Raw genomic sequence first — 13,344 nt, forward strand, 5'->3', positions numbered from 1 at the left:
GGTACATCGTTACTTTTTACTATTTCTTTTCGCTACCGGAGCGGCTGATTCCGCTTCCCGTTCTGCGAGGCGTACCCCCTGCGCCTTTAATCCCTTTTCGGGATAATCTGCAGTTTTAAAGCGTGCCTCATTTTTCTTTGTCCGAGGCTTGGGCACATATTGTACCGTAAATTCAAAATTTTCGGCAGTGCTTGCGTAAAGCACTGTTGCAGTATCCGGCACGAACAGATAATCGCGGTTCAGAATATAGGATTCAACCCGCGCCCGCTTGATATACGGATACTGTGTTTTTTCATCCTTATAAATAACCGTAAAGAGAATTTGTGACAATAATTCTTTTTCGGCAAAGCCGCAGTACCACATACCGGTATCGACAAAGAGCCGGTCGGGTACGTCCATAACGGTATACACTCCGCTTTTACGCAGGATAAAGATGCGGTCATACGGAGAAACTTTGAGTATTTCTTTTCCGGTAGTAACGGCAGTGCCGAGGTAACCGGTCGCTTCATCATAGCGGAGCGACAGATCGCGGTTAACCGCCTCTTTTACGTCTACTTTGGTAAAGCCGGTAATCTCCGTTTTGCGCGCCGTAATTTCCGGCGGCAGCTTTGCGAGGATTCCGTCAAGGACGCTGAGCGCATATTTTTTTAGGTTTTTTAACAGGCGGGCAATTTCTTTAAGCCGGGCGGAAATTTCTTGTACTTCGGCACGGTTTTTTTGGATATCGTAGAGCGAAATACGCCGAATGGGAATTTTGAGGAGACGGTCTACATCTTCTTCCGTTATGTCCCGTATCAGTTCCGCTTTGAACGGTTCAAAGCCCTTGATAACCGCCTTAATAACCGACTCGGCGGTTTTCATCGTTTCAATCTTTTTATAAATCCGCTCTTCGATAAATATCCGCTCAAGCGTTCTAAGGTGCAGCCGGTCGGTAAGCATCTCCTGCTCATACATGAGTTCGTCTTTCAGCAAAGCGGTCAGCTGTTTTGCGTGGGTTTTAATCACTTCGGTAACAGTCGTTTGAACCGGCAGATTGTCTTGAATAACCAGCAAATTACAGGAGATAGACTGCTCGCAGTCGGTAAAGGCATAGAGCGCATCGACAACATCCGATGCGTACACGCCGCGCGGCAGCTTGAGTTCTATTTCTACCTGTTCCGCTGTATAGTCGTTAATTTCCGAAATCTTTACCTTTCCCGACTTCGACGCCGATTCTATAGAAGCAATTAAACTTTCGGTAGTGCTGCCGAAGGGAAGTTCGCGGATAACGATACGTTTATCGTCGGATGTATCCAGCTTTGCCCGCACCAGCACCTTGCCCTTTCCGTCCTGATACTCGGACACGTCGATAAGCCCGCCGGTTTGAAAGTCGGGATAGAGCGTAAAGGGTTTGCCGGAAAGGCAGGCTTTTTCCGCCTCGATGATTTCGCGGATATTGTGCGGAAGTATCTTGGTCGACATACCGACAGCGATTCCCTCCGCTCCGATGAGCAGCACAACAGGCAGCTTGGCGCGGAATACGACCGGTTCCTTATTCCTGCCGTCATAAGAAGGAACATAGCGCGTAATGTGCGGATTAAAAAGGATATCTTTTGCAAATTCGGTGATACGGCATTCGATATACCGCGGTGCGGAGGCTTCGTCTCCCGTAAAGAGGTTACCGAAGTTGCCCTGCTTATCGATAAAGAGGCTTTTATTGGCTAGTACCGTTAATGCGTTCCCGATGGAAGCGTCCCCGTGCGGGTGATACTTCATACAGTAACCGACGACATTGGCAACCTTATGGAACTTTCCGTCATCCATCTCAAAAAGAGAATGTAGAATACGCCGCTGTACCGGCTTGAGGCCGTCCTCTACATCGGGAATTGCGCGGTCACGGATAACATAACTGGCATACTCTAAAAAATTCGTGTTAAATAAACTTTCTACATAATCCATACAAGAGCGCCAAGCATAACGGAAAACCTCGAGATTGTCCAGATTCGCCAGCAGGGTAAACGCATCAGCCTCTCTTTTTAACACCCCGCAAAATCAGGAGGTCGTTCAAGCAGAACTGCCAAGGATGGCAGTGGTTCCATGCAACAGCGATGTTTTGTGCACGCACAAAACTCGCCTTCCACTGTTGTACACGGATGTACAACAGTGGAAGATGGTTCAAATGCTTGCCCAGCCTCCTGATTTTGCGATTTATATTTATTCGTCTGATGCGTTTACCTTTCCTCTAAAAAATAAATTGTACGAAATTTTATTCGTGCGGAGGGTTTAATACCCCGACGCTCTGCGTCGTAACAAAGGGTATTAAAGCCGACTGCAACCACCTTATGAGAACATACAGTGCGAAACGTTGAGCACTGTACCCCGACGCTTGGTCGGGGTATGTTGATTTAAAATTTCGTACAGAAGGAATAGCTTACCGTGAAATATTCCGTACACTTTCCCGCACGATTAATTCACACGGAATAACAACTTTTACCGGCACTTCTCTATCCGAACGGATACGGTCGGATAAGATACCGACGGCTTGCCTCCCCATTGTTCGCATATGCAAACCGACGGTAGTAAGCGGCGGAACCATGTATTTTGCTGAAGATATGTCGTTAAACCCGACGATACTGATGTGATCGGGAATCTTCCATCCCAGCTCATGGGCGGCTTTATATGCGCCTACCGCAATGGAGTCGTTTACAACAAATACGGCGGTCGGAGGATTGTCTTGTGATAAAAGCTTTTTCATAAAGGCATAGCCGCATTTCGGTGAATAATCACCTTTACATAAATATTCTTGCCGCCAGATATTATATTTTTTCATATAATTTATATATACATCGGAGCGGATGTCCTGCACCTCTTTTCCATCGGAATCAATTTCCATGCCACCTACAAAGGCTATTTTTGAATGACCGTTTTTGCGCAGATAATCAAGTACGCCGATCACGGCTTTTTCCATACCGATGACTACGGAATCAAAACGAGTCTCATCGGGATTGCAATCCGCAAAGACAACCGGTTTTTTTAATGCGGTGATTTTTTCAACGGTGGAGCGGCTAAAAGTTCCAAGACAAATCAGACCGTGTACCGGCGGTATGGAACCGGTGAGTGACGATACCGGAATAGTAATCCGTACGAAACCCTCGTCTTCCATTTTCTTTTCGGCAGCCACGCGCACTGCCAAATAGAACGGATCGGCCAATTCTTCTTCATGCGAATACGAACACACGAGTCCTATCTTTAATTTAATCTTTTTTCTTTTTTTGTTATTCCGTTCATATTCAAGGCTTGCTGCCGTTTCAAAAATACGTCGGCGCGTTTCATCAAGAACGCTTATGGTTTCATCGTAATTTAAAACGCGCGAAACGGTAGCAGCCGATACTCCCGCTTTTTCGGCGATATCCTTTATTGTTGCCATCACTTTACCGTATCATATATCTTCGTTTTTTTCAATTTCAGCTCCGATATTAATACGGCACTTAAAATCAATACGGCTCCGCACAGCACCCGAAACGAAAGTCTTTCATGTATCAATAAAACGGAAAAAATAGTCGCAAATACCGCCTCCAACGATAAAATAATAACCGCTTGTACTTGTTTTACATACCGTTGCGATGCAGTTTGTAAAAAATACGTAATTGCCGTGCTGACAATACCGAGATATAAAATCGATAATAAAGCATTTTTCCCCCACACTATTCCCGCCATTCCACCGGTAAACGGCAAAGAAATACAAGATAAGACAAAGGCAGTTGTTATCTGGACAAAGCTCAGGATATCAGTTCGATAATGGGGAGCATATTTACCGGTAAAAAAAACTTGACAGGCAAAAAAGAATGCACCTGCAAGCGAGAGCGTATCTCCAATGCCGATAGTAAAATCTTTTGTCAATGTTAAAAATCCCGCCCCAGCCATCGCTAAAATCATACCGGCGAATTCACGCAGTGCAGGACGCTTTTTATATGCACCCCACACGAGGAAGGGAACAAAGACAACATTAGTCGCTGTTAAAAATGCGTTGTTAGACAGTGTGGAAAACTTTAAACCGATCGTTTGTAACGTGAACGCAAGAAATAAGCATAGCCCCATAATAATACCGGCTATCACCTCTTGTTTTAAAACGCTCTGCAAACTTTTACGCGCAGCAAAAAACATAATAATTGAAGCTAAGAAAAAACGCACCGCCATAATTTGCATCGGCGTAAATGCGGTTAAAGCAAGATCTACAGCAAGGAAACCTGCTCCCCACAATATGGTAGCTGATAATAACCCAACAACGCCTAGAAGCTCTTTATTCATAATTGTAATCCTACGGGAAACCTATAACCTATCCGAAGTTATCGGATAGGTTATGACCGGTAACTATAAGTTACTTTGCAAATTTTGTCGATAAATCTCGCTGTAAATTAGCCATTGTCGTATCTATATCTTCATTTTTCAGTAAAATACGGGATACGGCGGAACCTATCATATCATTTGCTTCGGCAATATTCGGATTTTGCGGAAAAGCAGGAATCTTTTTTCCGTTTTCTATAAATACCTTATAGATTTTATCGCCGCCGAAAAAATCATCTCCCTGCTCGAATACGGATTCGCTGTAGCTGGGAATAAACGACGGATATAAACCGTATTTTTCAAAACCTTCCGCCTGCAATGCGTTATCGGTCATAGCGAATTTTACAAATTCTTTTACCAGATCGGGAGAAGCGGTTTTGGCATGAACGGCAAGTATGGAACCGCCGTTTGCACAGCTTGAGGAACCGTTTGCGCTTATCTTAGGTAAGTCTATGACACCCCACTTACCGGCAGTGTCGGGGGCTTTATCTTTTATCGTTCCGATCATCCATACTGCTTCGGGAATTGTTGCAACTGTTTGATTAACTACCGTTCCTTCATATTCATCCCAACCGTTATAATTTTGACCGATACCGGAATCATAGATCTCTTTGAAAAGGTGCATCGCTTGAAGCGATTGAGCTGTATCAAGCAGAGGTTTCCCTTCCGCATCAAATACCGATTGGCCGAGTTCCGCACAGAGGACGGCATAGAGTGACGGTTTAGTCGGCCGTATAGGCAGCATCTTAACCGCTTTCCCCGAAGGTGTTTTACATACGGCGCTTATTTTTTTTCCGGCATTAATAAAGTCGGCCCATGTAACAATATCGGATGCCTTTACACCGGCCTGTTCAAAATAATCCTTGCGATAAAATAATCCCATAGGTCCCGCATCCCACGGGAACGCATAAATTTTTCCGTTAAATTTTACTTCGCCGATTTTTACCGGTAGGAAGTTCCGCTCGTCGACAATATCCGTCAGGTCAAGGAATCCTTGTGGAAATTTATCGACATAACCGGCAAATACATCGCCTTCAATCGAAACGACATCGGCAATACCGTTTCCGGTTGCAAGAGAAGTAGACAGCTTATTGTAAATTTGATCCGTTCCCATTTCTTCGAATTCAAACTCTACGTTAGGATGTGTCAACTTAAATTTTTCCGCTGCGCTCTGCAGCTGCATTAAGGCAACATCCCATGACCAAACGGAGATAGTCACGGTTTGAGGTTTGTCTTTATCTGCAGTATTTTTTTCACTGCAGCCGGGTAAAAGCATCATGACTGTAGCGGCGATACATAAGCCGCTTATAATACTCTTTTTCATTTTTTCCTCCTAATATTTAAGAATCGTTTTCCGAACGATTTCTATTCTTTTACAGCGCCGCCCATGACACCGGCAATAAATTGTTTTTGAAAAATAAAAAATATCAACAACACAGGGAGTGTTGCAATAGCAGCCGCCAAAAGTATCACTGCATAATTTTTATTTGTAGGATTCCCGTCAAGCATTGCAAGGCTAACCGGTAGGGTATATAAACGTTTACTTCCGAGAATAATAAGCGGCCACATAAAATTGTTCCACATACCGGTAAACATATAAATAACAAGCGCACCTAAAGCAGGTCTGACATTCGGCAATACGATTTTAACAAAAATTCCCAACTCACCGACACCGTCTATCCGTGCCGCTTCAAGTAAAACCGCCGGAAAATGCAGCATATTTTGACGCATCAGAAAGATACCGAATGCATTTGCCAAAAGCGGCAAAACGACACCTGCATAAGTATCCGTTAAATGAATTTTAATCATCATTTCGAAAAGCGGTACATACATAACCAATGAGGGAATCATCATGGAAGCCAAAATAAAACCGAAAATAATATTGCGCCCTTTAAATGAGAATAACGCAAGTGCATAACCCGCTGCAGAAAATAAAATCGTACTTATGACAGTATATATAACGGAAACGGCTAATGTATTCCATATACTGCGCAATAATCCTATTTTCCCGTTTAGCAAACGGAAATTATGTGCTAATTCAAATCCCGGTATAAGGCGTGGCGGTACGGCAAGAATATCGGTATTAGTATTTGTACCTGCAACAAACATAAAATAAAAAGGGAATAAGGCTAAAAAGGCGGCGATAATTAAAATGATTAAACACAGGAACTTTCCTGTTTTTATATTTTTCATATCTCGCTCCTGTTTGTTATCTTAAATTGTAAAATGGACAATGCAGCAATAAGCAAAACAAGGATATAACCGACAGCGGAAGCATAGCCGAATTTTAAATAAGTAAAACCGTTATTAAATAAATACTGTCCTGCAGTTAATGTCGCATTATTCGGTCCTCCCTCAGTTAAAATAAAGGGTTCATCAAATAATTGGAGCGTACCGATGGTAGAAGTTATTGTGCAAAATAAAATAACCGGTTTAATAATGGGAATGGTGATATAAAATAATATTTGAAAAAACGATGCTCCGCTCATTTGAGCTGCTTCCGTTAATTCTTCTGGAATTGCTTGGATGCCCGCCAATAAAATAATCATATTATAACCGAGCCACCGCCACGTTATCGCGATAATAATTGCAAATCGCGCACTCCATTCGCCGTAAAACCAATTAACCGGCGGCAAGCCTATGGCTTTTAACACATAATTAATTAAGCCGTAATCGGAATTCATTAGTACTTTGAATACGAGAGCATACGCTACCAATGCAGTTACCGAAGGCAAAAATACCGCTGTGCGGAAAAAGGCTTTTGCACGAATGAATTTTTGTTCGATAAGCACTGCAATCAATAAAGCTCCTGTTACCATGATAGGTACTTGAATAAGAAGATATACAAAAGTATTAAAAAGAGACTTAAAAAAAGTACCGTCTTTAAATAATTTTATGTAATTTTCCCAATGAACGAATTCATAGTTGCCGCCGCGATATTCATAAAAACTTAAATATAAGGAACGGAATACGGGATAAACCATAAATACGGCAAATATAATAATTGTCGGTGCAAGGAGAATATAAGGAATATTATGACGGGTAATAATATTTTTTTTAATCATACGGCCTCCAATTCATCGGATCAACGGGACGGAAACGCATCGTAACGGTAAAATCGTTAATGTGGGTTTTATTTTTATATAGTTGCTCTTCCCCGCAGCTGTTGGAACCGAGTCCGCTGTGTTTTGCATCGATATGTATCACTACCTTGTCCGCTTTTTTTATATCGCCGATATGCCCTGCTTTTTCCAATGCATCGATCGTATAATCGTGAATATTGATTCCTACCGGTTTTTCAAATGTGAATACCAGACCTTTACCGGCGCCGCTCAGTAAAAGCCATTCAACCTCTTCACGATGTCCGTTTTCTTGCGGCTTAACATATTCGGTGTGCATTTCCTGGACGGATGCGGAGTACACGCTTTTTTGAACATGAGCTTTCATATCGCAATAATTTTCCGTAAAACCTAATCCATACCATTTAACGCGGTCGAATTGCAGCGGTACGCTGAATTCGATTCCTGCACGGGGAATCATTTGGGGACTAAAGTCGGTATAGGAAAATGAACGCGCTTTTAAATCAAGTTCAATTTCGCCGCCGGAAAATATACGGTAACGGTATTCGCATTTAAATCCGAACGCTTGGTTTAAAAAGGAAAAATGAGTGGAGATATGTACTGCAATATAATCCTTTTCGGAACTGTAAGTAAAAGATTCCAACTGTTCCTGCTGCTTATGTATAAAATATTTTTCTTTCCAGTCCCTGATTTTGTACATATCGTTATCTATCAGCGCACGCCGGACATTCGGTGCAAAGCCTTCACGCAGATAGCTTATTCCGTCGAACGTATATTCAAGCAGCCTACCGGTTACCTTGCAAAACACTACTTTTACCGTATTGCCTACCGCATCGTTGCACACGGTAAGTTTTGTTTTTTCTTCAATTATCCGTAAGCCGTGTTCTCCTTTGTGCGGCCGTTGTCGGGGCTTTCGCTCAACAGGCAATAAGAACTGCCGCTTTGCAACGGTAAAACCTGAATCCGCATATAAGGTGCTGTGCTTGTAGTTGAATTGTATATTTACATAATATGATTCATCCGCTGCTTCCGGCAAGGAGTAGGGAAGGTAAACAGTTTCTTCTTTTCCCGCTGCGGCGTTTAACGTATCGATAATGCCGCTTTCATATACCGTACCGTTAGATACAACCTGCCAACATAAAGTAATATCATGCAAATCCGTAAAATCGTAGCGGTTCCGGATTGTAATCAACCCTTTGGCAAGATCTGCCGGACAGCAATCTACCGGAGCAATAACTTCTTTATAACACAAAAGGCCTGTGGACGGCGTTCTGTCCGGCATTAATAAACCGTCGATACAAAAATTGGAATTATTAGGTTCGTCGCCGAAGTCGCCGCCGTAATAATACGTTATGCGCCCGTCTTCTCTTGTTATTTGAATCCCGTGATCGTACCATTCCCAAATAAAACCGCCCTGCAGTCTTTTATATCGGCGGAACAATTGTTGATATTCTTCAAGGTTGCCCGGTCCCGTTCCCATCGCATGGCCATACTCGCACAGAAGATGCGGTTTACCGTGTGCATCATTGCTTTCGGCAATTTCTTGAAGCCGGTTTAAACGGGTGTACATCGTCGAATACACATCCATTATCTCGGCATTGCCATCACCCTCATAATGCAGAAGTCTTGTTTTGTCGAGGTGGCGGATACGGTCGGCGGTTTTTTTAAAATTGGTGCCCATGCCCGACTCATTTCCCAGCGACCACATCAGGATGCACGGATGATTGTAATGAGCTTTTACCATCCGTTCGCACCTATCGATATAGGCTTGCTCCCATGATGCCGTTTCATTCAGCCAATTCGGCGCTTGCACCCATTCAAAGCCGTGCGATTCCAAATCGGCTTCGTCGATAACATATAAACCGTAGGTATCGCATAGGTCATAAAAGTAATCGGCCTTGGGATAATGGGAGCAGCGAACGGCATTGATGTTATGCCGCTTCATCAGTATGATATCCTGCTCGATAACAGCCTTATCTACGGTGCTGCCGCCTGCAGGACTGAAGTCGTGCATATTGACACCATTCAGCAAAACCGCTTTTCCGTTTACCGTAAAATTCCCGTCGATAATTTCTATTTTTCTAAAACCGACGGTCAGTTCCGCAGTGTCGAATATTTGATTGTCTTTTTTTAGTTCCAACCGTAAACAATATAAAAAAGGAGTCTCTGCACTCCATGTATGCACCGAGGAAATTTCTTCGCGTATCACTCTGAGCATTGAACTGCAGTTGTTCGAGCAGAATACCGTACCGCCATTTTGAACACCATCCTGCATTGTATTACAGGTACTATCTTGAACGGCAGCGCAACCGTGCGCTATTTCCCGTCCGCCGCCCTTTTCCGACAAATGGTATTCCACCGTGCATCCGACCTCTTCGACGTCTGCGCTCAAAAGAACATCAGCCTGCAGCACGCCGTCTTTGTATCCGTTTTTTAAATCGCCGGAAACAAAGCACGTAGAAATTGAATATGCCCTTTCGCGATAAACACTTACATTGCGGAAGATGCCGCTGAACGCCCACATATCCTGCCGTTCCAAATACGATCCGTCCGACCATTGATATACGCGCACCGTTATTTGGTTGTTTCCTGCAATAACGCAATGTGAAATATCGAATTCGGAGGCAAGCCTGCTTACCTTGCTATATCCGCAATGAATCCCATTTATCCATACATCAAACGCGCTACCGACACCCTCGAATCGTAGCACCGTTTTATCTTCCTGCCGTACATCCTGCAGCATAAAAAAACGGCGGTATATCCCGGTGGGATTCTCACTCGGTACAAAGGGCGGATTAACGGGGAAAAGATACCATACATCCGTGTAGTGCATCTTTCCGTAACCGTGCATCTGCCAACACGAAGGTACCGGTATCGTATCCCAGTTTTCCGTATTGAAATTTTTTTCAAAAAAGCCTTCCGGTGAATATTCCGGCGCACGTAGGTATAAAAAATCCCATTCGCCGTTTAATGATACATCGGTACCGGCCGTGCTTTCGTGCACAAGGTGCGGCTGCGCTCCTCGGCGTCCAATGTGTAAAAGCGTTTCATCTTCCCATCTTTTCTTTTGCCGTTCCATCTACTTCCTTCTTCAGAGCAATCACATCATGCACTTTTGGGGATATTCCCGCAGAATAATGGAGTCTGTCCAACCAGAGTTGAACCTGCGGTTCAAATGGTTGTCCAACCTCCATTATTCTGCGGCATTTGATCCACAGATCTGATGCGATTGCTCTTCTTTTAAAATAAATTGCGTGAAATTTTTTCAAAATTTCGCGCAAAAGGAAGACAACCGCCTGAAATGTTCTTGTTGCGGTTGTCCTGTTTTTTTTATACGAATTCTTTTTCGAGTTGCAAAAATACGCAGGCGGGCCATGTGAAGGCTTGATCGTCGTACCCGCAGCCCGTAAACGCATCGTAATTTTCTGCCATTAAACCGATTTTTGTTACCTCAAAAAAACGGTAAGCTAAACGTTTTGCAAAATCAGGGTATCCGTTAGCTCTCAGTGCGTCGATAAACAAATACGTTACGGGCGCCCAAAGGGGGCCGAGCCAATAGCCGCCAGCCTTATAAAGCGGACTGTCTTTTTGTTCGGTGGTAAGTCCGAACGGGGCTTCAAAGTTTTGTTCCAAATCATGCACTAATGCATCGGCAATCCGTTTATCCATGCGGTAGGCAATAACCAACGGCAAATACATCAGCAGCGAATACCCCGTTCCAATTCTACTGCCCGTGCCGGTATTCCATGCATGAAAAGCGCCATCCTCATAAAACCTGTCCATAAAGCCGTCAAAGAGTTCATTCGCCCGCCGCTTCCACTGTGCAGCCTCCGTATCATTGCCAAGCCTTTGCGCAAAGGAGGATAAGATATCCATTTTTTGAATGAGGAAGGCGCTTAAATCGGGAGATTCCACCGGAACACCTTCATGGAAAACGGAAGCGTTATCCCAGCCTGAATCGTTACCGTGGTAGTACAACGGAAAAGCGCTTCCGTTCGGACGGCGGCGGTCAAGCCAATTTAGAGCGACGCGGCAAAAACTTTTATACGCCGGTAAAAAGTATTCCTGCCGGGAAAAAAGCGGATCAGCTTCCAGCAATTTATTATATGCCCACGCATGAATAGGCGGTTTTAAACAGTTAAATGATGCGAATGCATTATTAACATAGTCGGGATATGCACCGAATACATCCTGTGTGTCAAAAAAGATTTTCAGCTGTCCGTAGGCCGTCTCCGGATATGCTCCTCCCAGTGCAAGCGCCGTAAAACAATTATCCCAGCTCCAAATATTAAACATGGTGTTTTTAGACATATACACGGCATCGCACGTTAACGCTCCTTGCGCATGTACGGTATTGTTCCATACAATATAGCGGGCAAGCGAATGGCTCTCCTTATATGCATCAAGGAGGGAGGGAAAGCGGCGTTTCCATTCATCATATTCGGATATAAGCTGTTGCTTCGCTTTATCAAAACAATCTTCCGTATCCGTATCGGAATGGCACGAGACCATAGTGCTTTTAAGCACGGCGCAGGCAGCTTGCCCATCGGCATTAACCGTAAGTACAGGACAGGCGCTTCCTCGTACCGTCCATTTCGATTCGGCGGTACAAAGTCCTTTCAAAACCGACATACATATTTTTAATTGTTTATCGTATAACTGATGTTCATATTCTTGTTCGGAAATCTGCACAAGCGTATCGTATGCGCCGTTCGTAATTCCTTTTACGCTAATCGTAACACCGGAGACTTTGATAAACAGTCGGTCATCCGCAGTGCATAAGAGCGTAACAAAACAGGCGGCAGAATCTTGAGTATGGAACGTAAGAATGGTTTCAGTCCTTTCGCATATCAAGTCTTTCCATAAATAGCCCTCTACCGAAAGTTCGTATATATTAGAAATGGCACCGTCTCCTCCGTGAAGATCCCGTATATAAACTTTTCCATCCCGTGCGTTTTCCGAAACGGCAAAATACGAACCGCATGCGCTGAACGGTACCGTATCAATCCCATAGGCAAATCCGTATGTCTTCATTTTATTGCTCCGGAAGTGCCTTCGATAATGTATTTTTGTGCGATCATAAACAACACAATGGGCGGAATGATCATAATGACGGTAATACACAAGATCGGAATAATTTGAGTATCATGTACACCTTTAAACGATGCGAGTCCCAAAGCAAGGGTATACTTTGCTCTGCTCTGTAAAAAAATAAGCGGGCCGAGGTAGTCGTTCCATACCGTCAGCATATTTAATACGGCAACTAAAATAAGCTGAGGTTTTAATATCGGCATAAAAATCAGCGCATAAATCTGGAACGCATGAGCGCCGTCGATTCGGGCTGCTTCCTCAAAATCGCGCGGAACGCCCGCTAAAAATTGGTGCATCAAAAAAATATAATAGGCCGAACCGAAGAAGGCGGGCACAATCAACGGCTTTAACGTATTGATCCAACCGAAAAGATTAAATTCCATATAGAGCGGAATCATTGTTACATCCCACGGAATCATCATCGTTGAAAGCATAATAATAAACAGGACGGTTTTACCTTTAAACCGATATCGCGCAAAACCGTATGCGGTTAAAGAACAGGCAATCAGCTGTCCGATCGTTGTCATGACAGTTATGAGAACCGAATTGAAAAAATACAAACCGAACGGCTGGGACTTCCATGCAGCAGCAAAATTACCCCAACGCCATTCTTTAGGGAAAAAGCGGGGCGGATATGCATTTGCCTCTGCTTCCGTTTTAAACACGGTTAGCAACATATATATAAACGGAAATAAAAAATAGAGAGCAATTGCTATCAACAGAATGTATATCAGTATTTTACTTTTTTTCGACAGCCTCATGTTTCCCTTCTTTTAAAACAAGCAACTGAAAGGATTTTCAAATCCTGAAGGTGCTTGTTTCCCGCCGTTTCAGAATGAAATGAGAAACG

At 43.6% G+C, this 13,344-nt stretch carries 9 protein-coding genes; all 9 read right to left on the reverse strand.

All coding sequences use genetic code 11. The features are described 5' to 3' along the window. Positions 1–9 precede the first annotated feature (9 nt). Positions 10–1,938, reverse strand: coding sequence for a DNA topoisomerase IV subunit A (locus HMPREF1222_RS08455; RefSeq protein WP_016519043.1), 1,929 nt, complete (start codon positions 1,936–1,938; stop codon positions 10–12). A gap of 472 nt (positions 1,939–2,410) precedes the next feature. After that, on the reverse strand, positions 2,411–3,406 hold the full coding sequence (locus HMPREF1222_RS08460; RefSeq protein ID WP_016519044.1) for a LacI family DNA-binding transcriptional regulator: 996 nt from the start codon (positions 3,404–3,406) through the stop codon (positions 2,411–2,413). Beyond that, positions 3,406–4,287: a DMT family transporter gene (locus HMPREF1222_RS08465; protein WP_016519045.1), complete on the reverse strand. Its 882-nt coding sequence runs from the start codon at positions 4,285–4,287 to the stop codon at positions 3,406–3,408. The genes HMPREF1222_RS08460 and HMPREF1222_RS08465 overlap by 1 nt, the downstream gene beginning before the upstream one ends. 70 nt (positions 4,288–4,357) lie before the next feature. Further along, positions 4,358–5,647, reverse strand: coding sequence for an ABC transporter substrate-binding protein (locus tag HMPREF1222_RS08470; RefSeq protein WP_016519046.1), 1,290 nt, complete (start codon positions 5,645–5,647; stop codon positions 4,358–4,360). A 41-nt stretch (positions 5,648–5,688) separates the two neighbouring features. Further along, entirely contained in the window at positions 5,689–6,516 is an 828-nt protein-coding gene (locus HMPREF1222_RS08475) for a carbohydrate ABC transporter permease (RefSeq protein WP_016519047.1), read from the reverse strand. Then, positions 6,513–7,388, reverse strand: coding sequence for a carbohydrate ABC transporter permease (locus HMPREF1222_RS08480; RefSeq protein WP_016519048.1), 876 nt, complete (start codon positions 7,386–7,388; stop codon positions 6,513–6,515). The genes HMPREF1222_RS08475 and HMPREF1222_RS08480 overlap by 4 nt, the downstream gene beginning before the upstream one ends. Beyond that, positions 7,381–10,482, reverse strand: a complete 3,102-nt coding sequence (locus HMPREF1222_RS08485) for a glycoside hydrolase family 2 TIM barrel-domain containing protein (protein ID WP_016519049.1) — start codon at positions 10,480–10,482, stop codon at positions 7,381–7,383. The genes HMPREF1222_RS08480 and HMPREF1222_RS08485 overlap by 8 nt, the downstream gene beginning before the upstream one ends. Before the next feature lie 251 nt (positions 10,483–10,733). Beyond that, entirely contained in the window at positions 10,734–12,437 is a 1,704-nt protein-coding gene (locus HMPREF1222_RS08495) for an amylo-alpha-1,6-glucosidase (RefSeq protein WP_016519050.1), read from the reverse strand. After that, on the reverse strand, positions 12,434–13,255 hold the full coding sequence (locus HMPREF1222_RS08500; RefSeq protein WP_016519051.1) for a carbohydrate ABC transporter permease: 822 nt from the start codon (positions 13,253–13,255) through the stop codon (positions 12,434–12,436). Before HMPREF1222_RS08500 ends, HMPREF1222_RS08495 begins: the two co-directional genes overlap by 4 nt. Positions 13,256–13,344 lie beyond the last annotated feature (89 nt).

It is taken from the genome of Treponema vincentii F0403, assembly GCF_000412995.1.
Lineage (GTDB): Bacteria > Spirochaetota > Spirochaetia > Treponematales > Treponemataceae > Treponema > Treponema vincentii.

Coding starts and splice junctions, on each gene's coding strand:
- HMPREF1222_RS08475 (WP_016519047.1), bottom strand. CDS start 6,516: ATGAAAAATATAAAAACAGGAAAGTTCCTGTGTTTAATCATTTTAATT.
- HMPREF1222_RS08500 (WP_016519051.1), bottom strand. CDS start 13,255: ATGAGGCTGTCGAAAAAAAGTAAAATACTGATATACATTCTGTTGATA.
- HMPREF1222_RS08460 (WP_016519044.1), bottom strand. CDS start 3,406: ATGGCAACAATAAAGGATATCGCCGAAAAAGCGGGAGTATCGGCTGCT.
- HMPREF1222_RS08455 (WP_016519043.1), bottom strand. CDS start 1,938: ATGGATTATGTAGAAAGTTTATTTAACACGAATTTTTTAGAGTATGCC.
- HMPREF1222_RS08480 (WP_016519048.1), bottom strand. CDS start 7,388: ATGATTAAAAAAAATATTATTACCCGTCATAATATTCCTTATATTCTC.
- HMPREF1222_RS08470 (WP_016519046.1), bottom strand. CDS start 5,647: ATGAAAAAGAGTATTATAAGCGGCTTATGTATCGCCGCTACAGTCATG.
- HMPREF1222_RS08485 (WP_016519049.1), bottom strand. CDS start 10,482: ATGGAACGGCAAAAGAAAAGATGGGAAGATGAAACGCTTTTACACATT.
- HMPREF1222_RS08495 (WP_016519050.1), bottom strand. CDS start 12,437: ATGAAGACATACGGATTTGCCTATGGGATTGATACGGTACCGTTCAGC.
- HMPREF1222_RS08465 (WP_016519045.1), bottom strand. CDS start 4,287: ATGAATAAAGAGCTTCTAGGCGTTGTTGGGTTATTATCAGCTACCATA.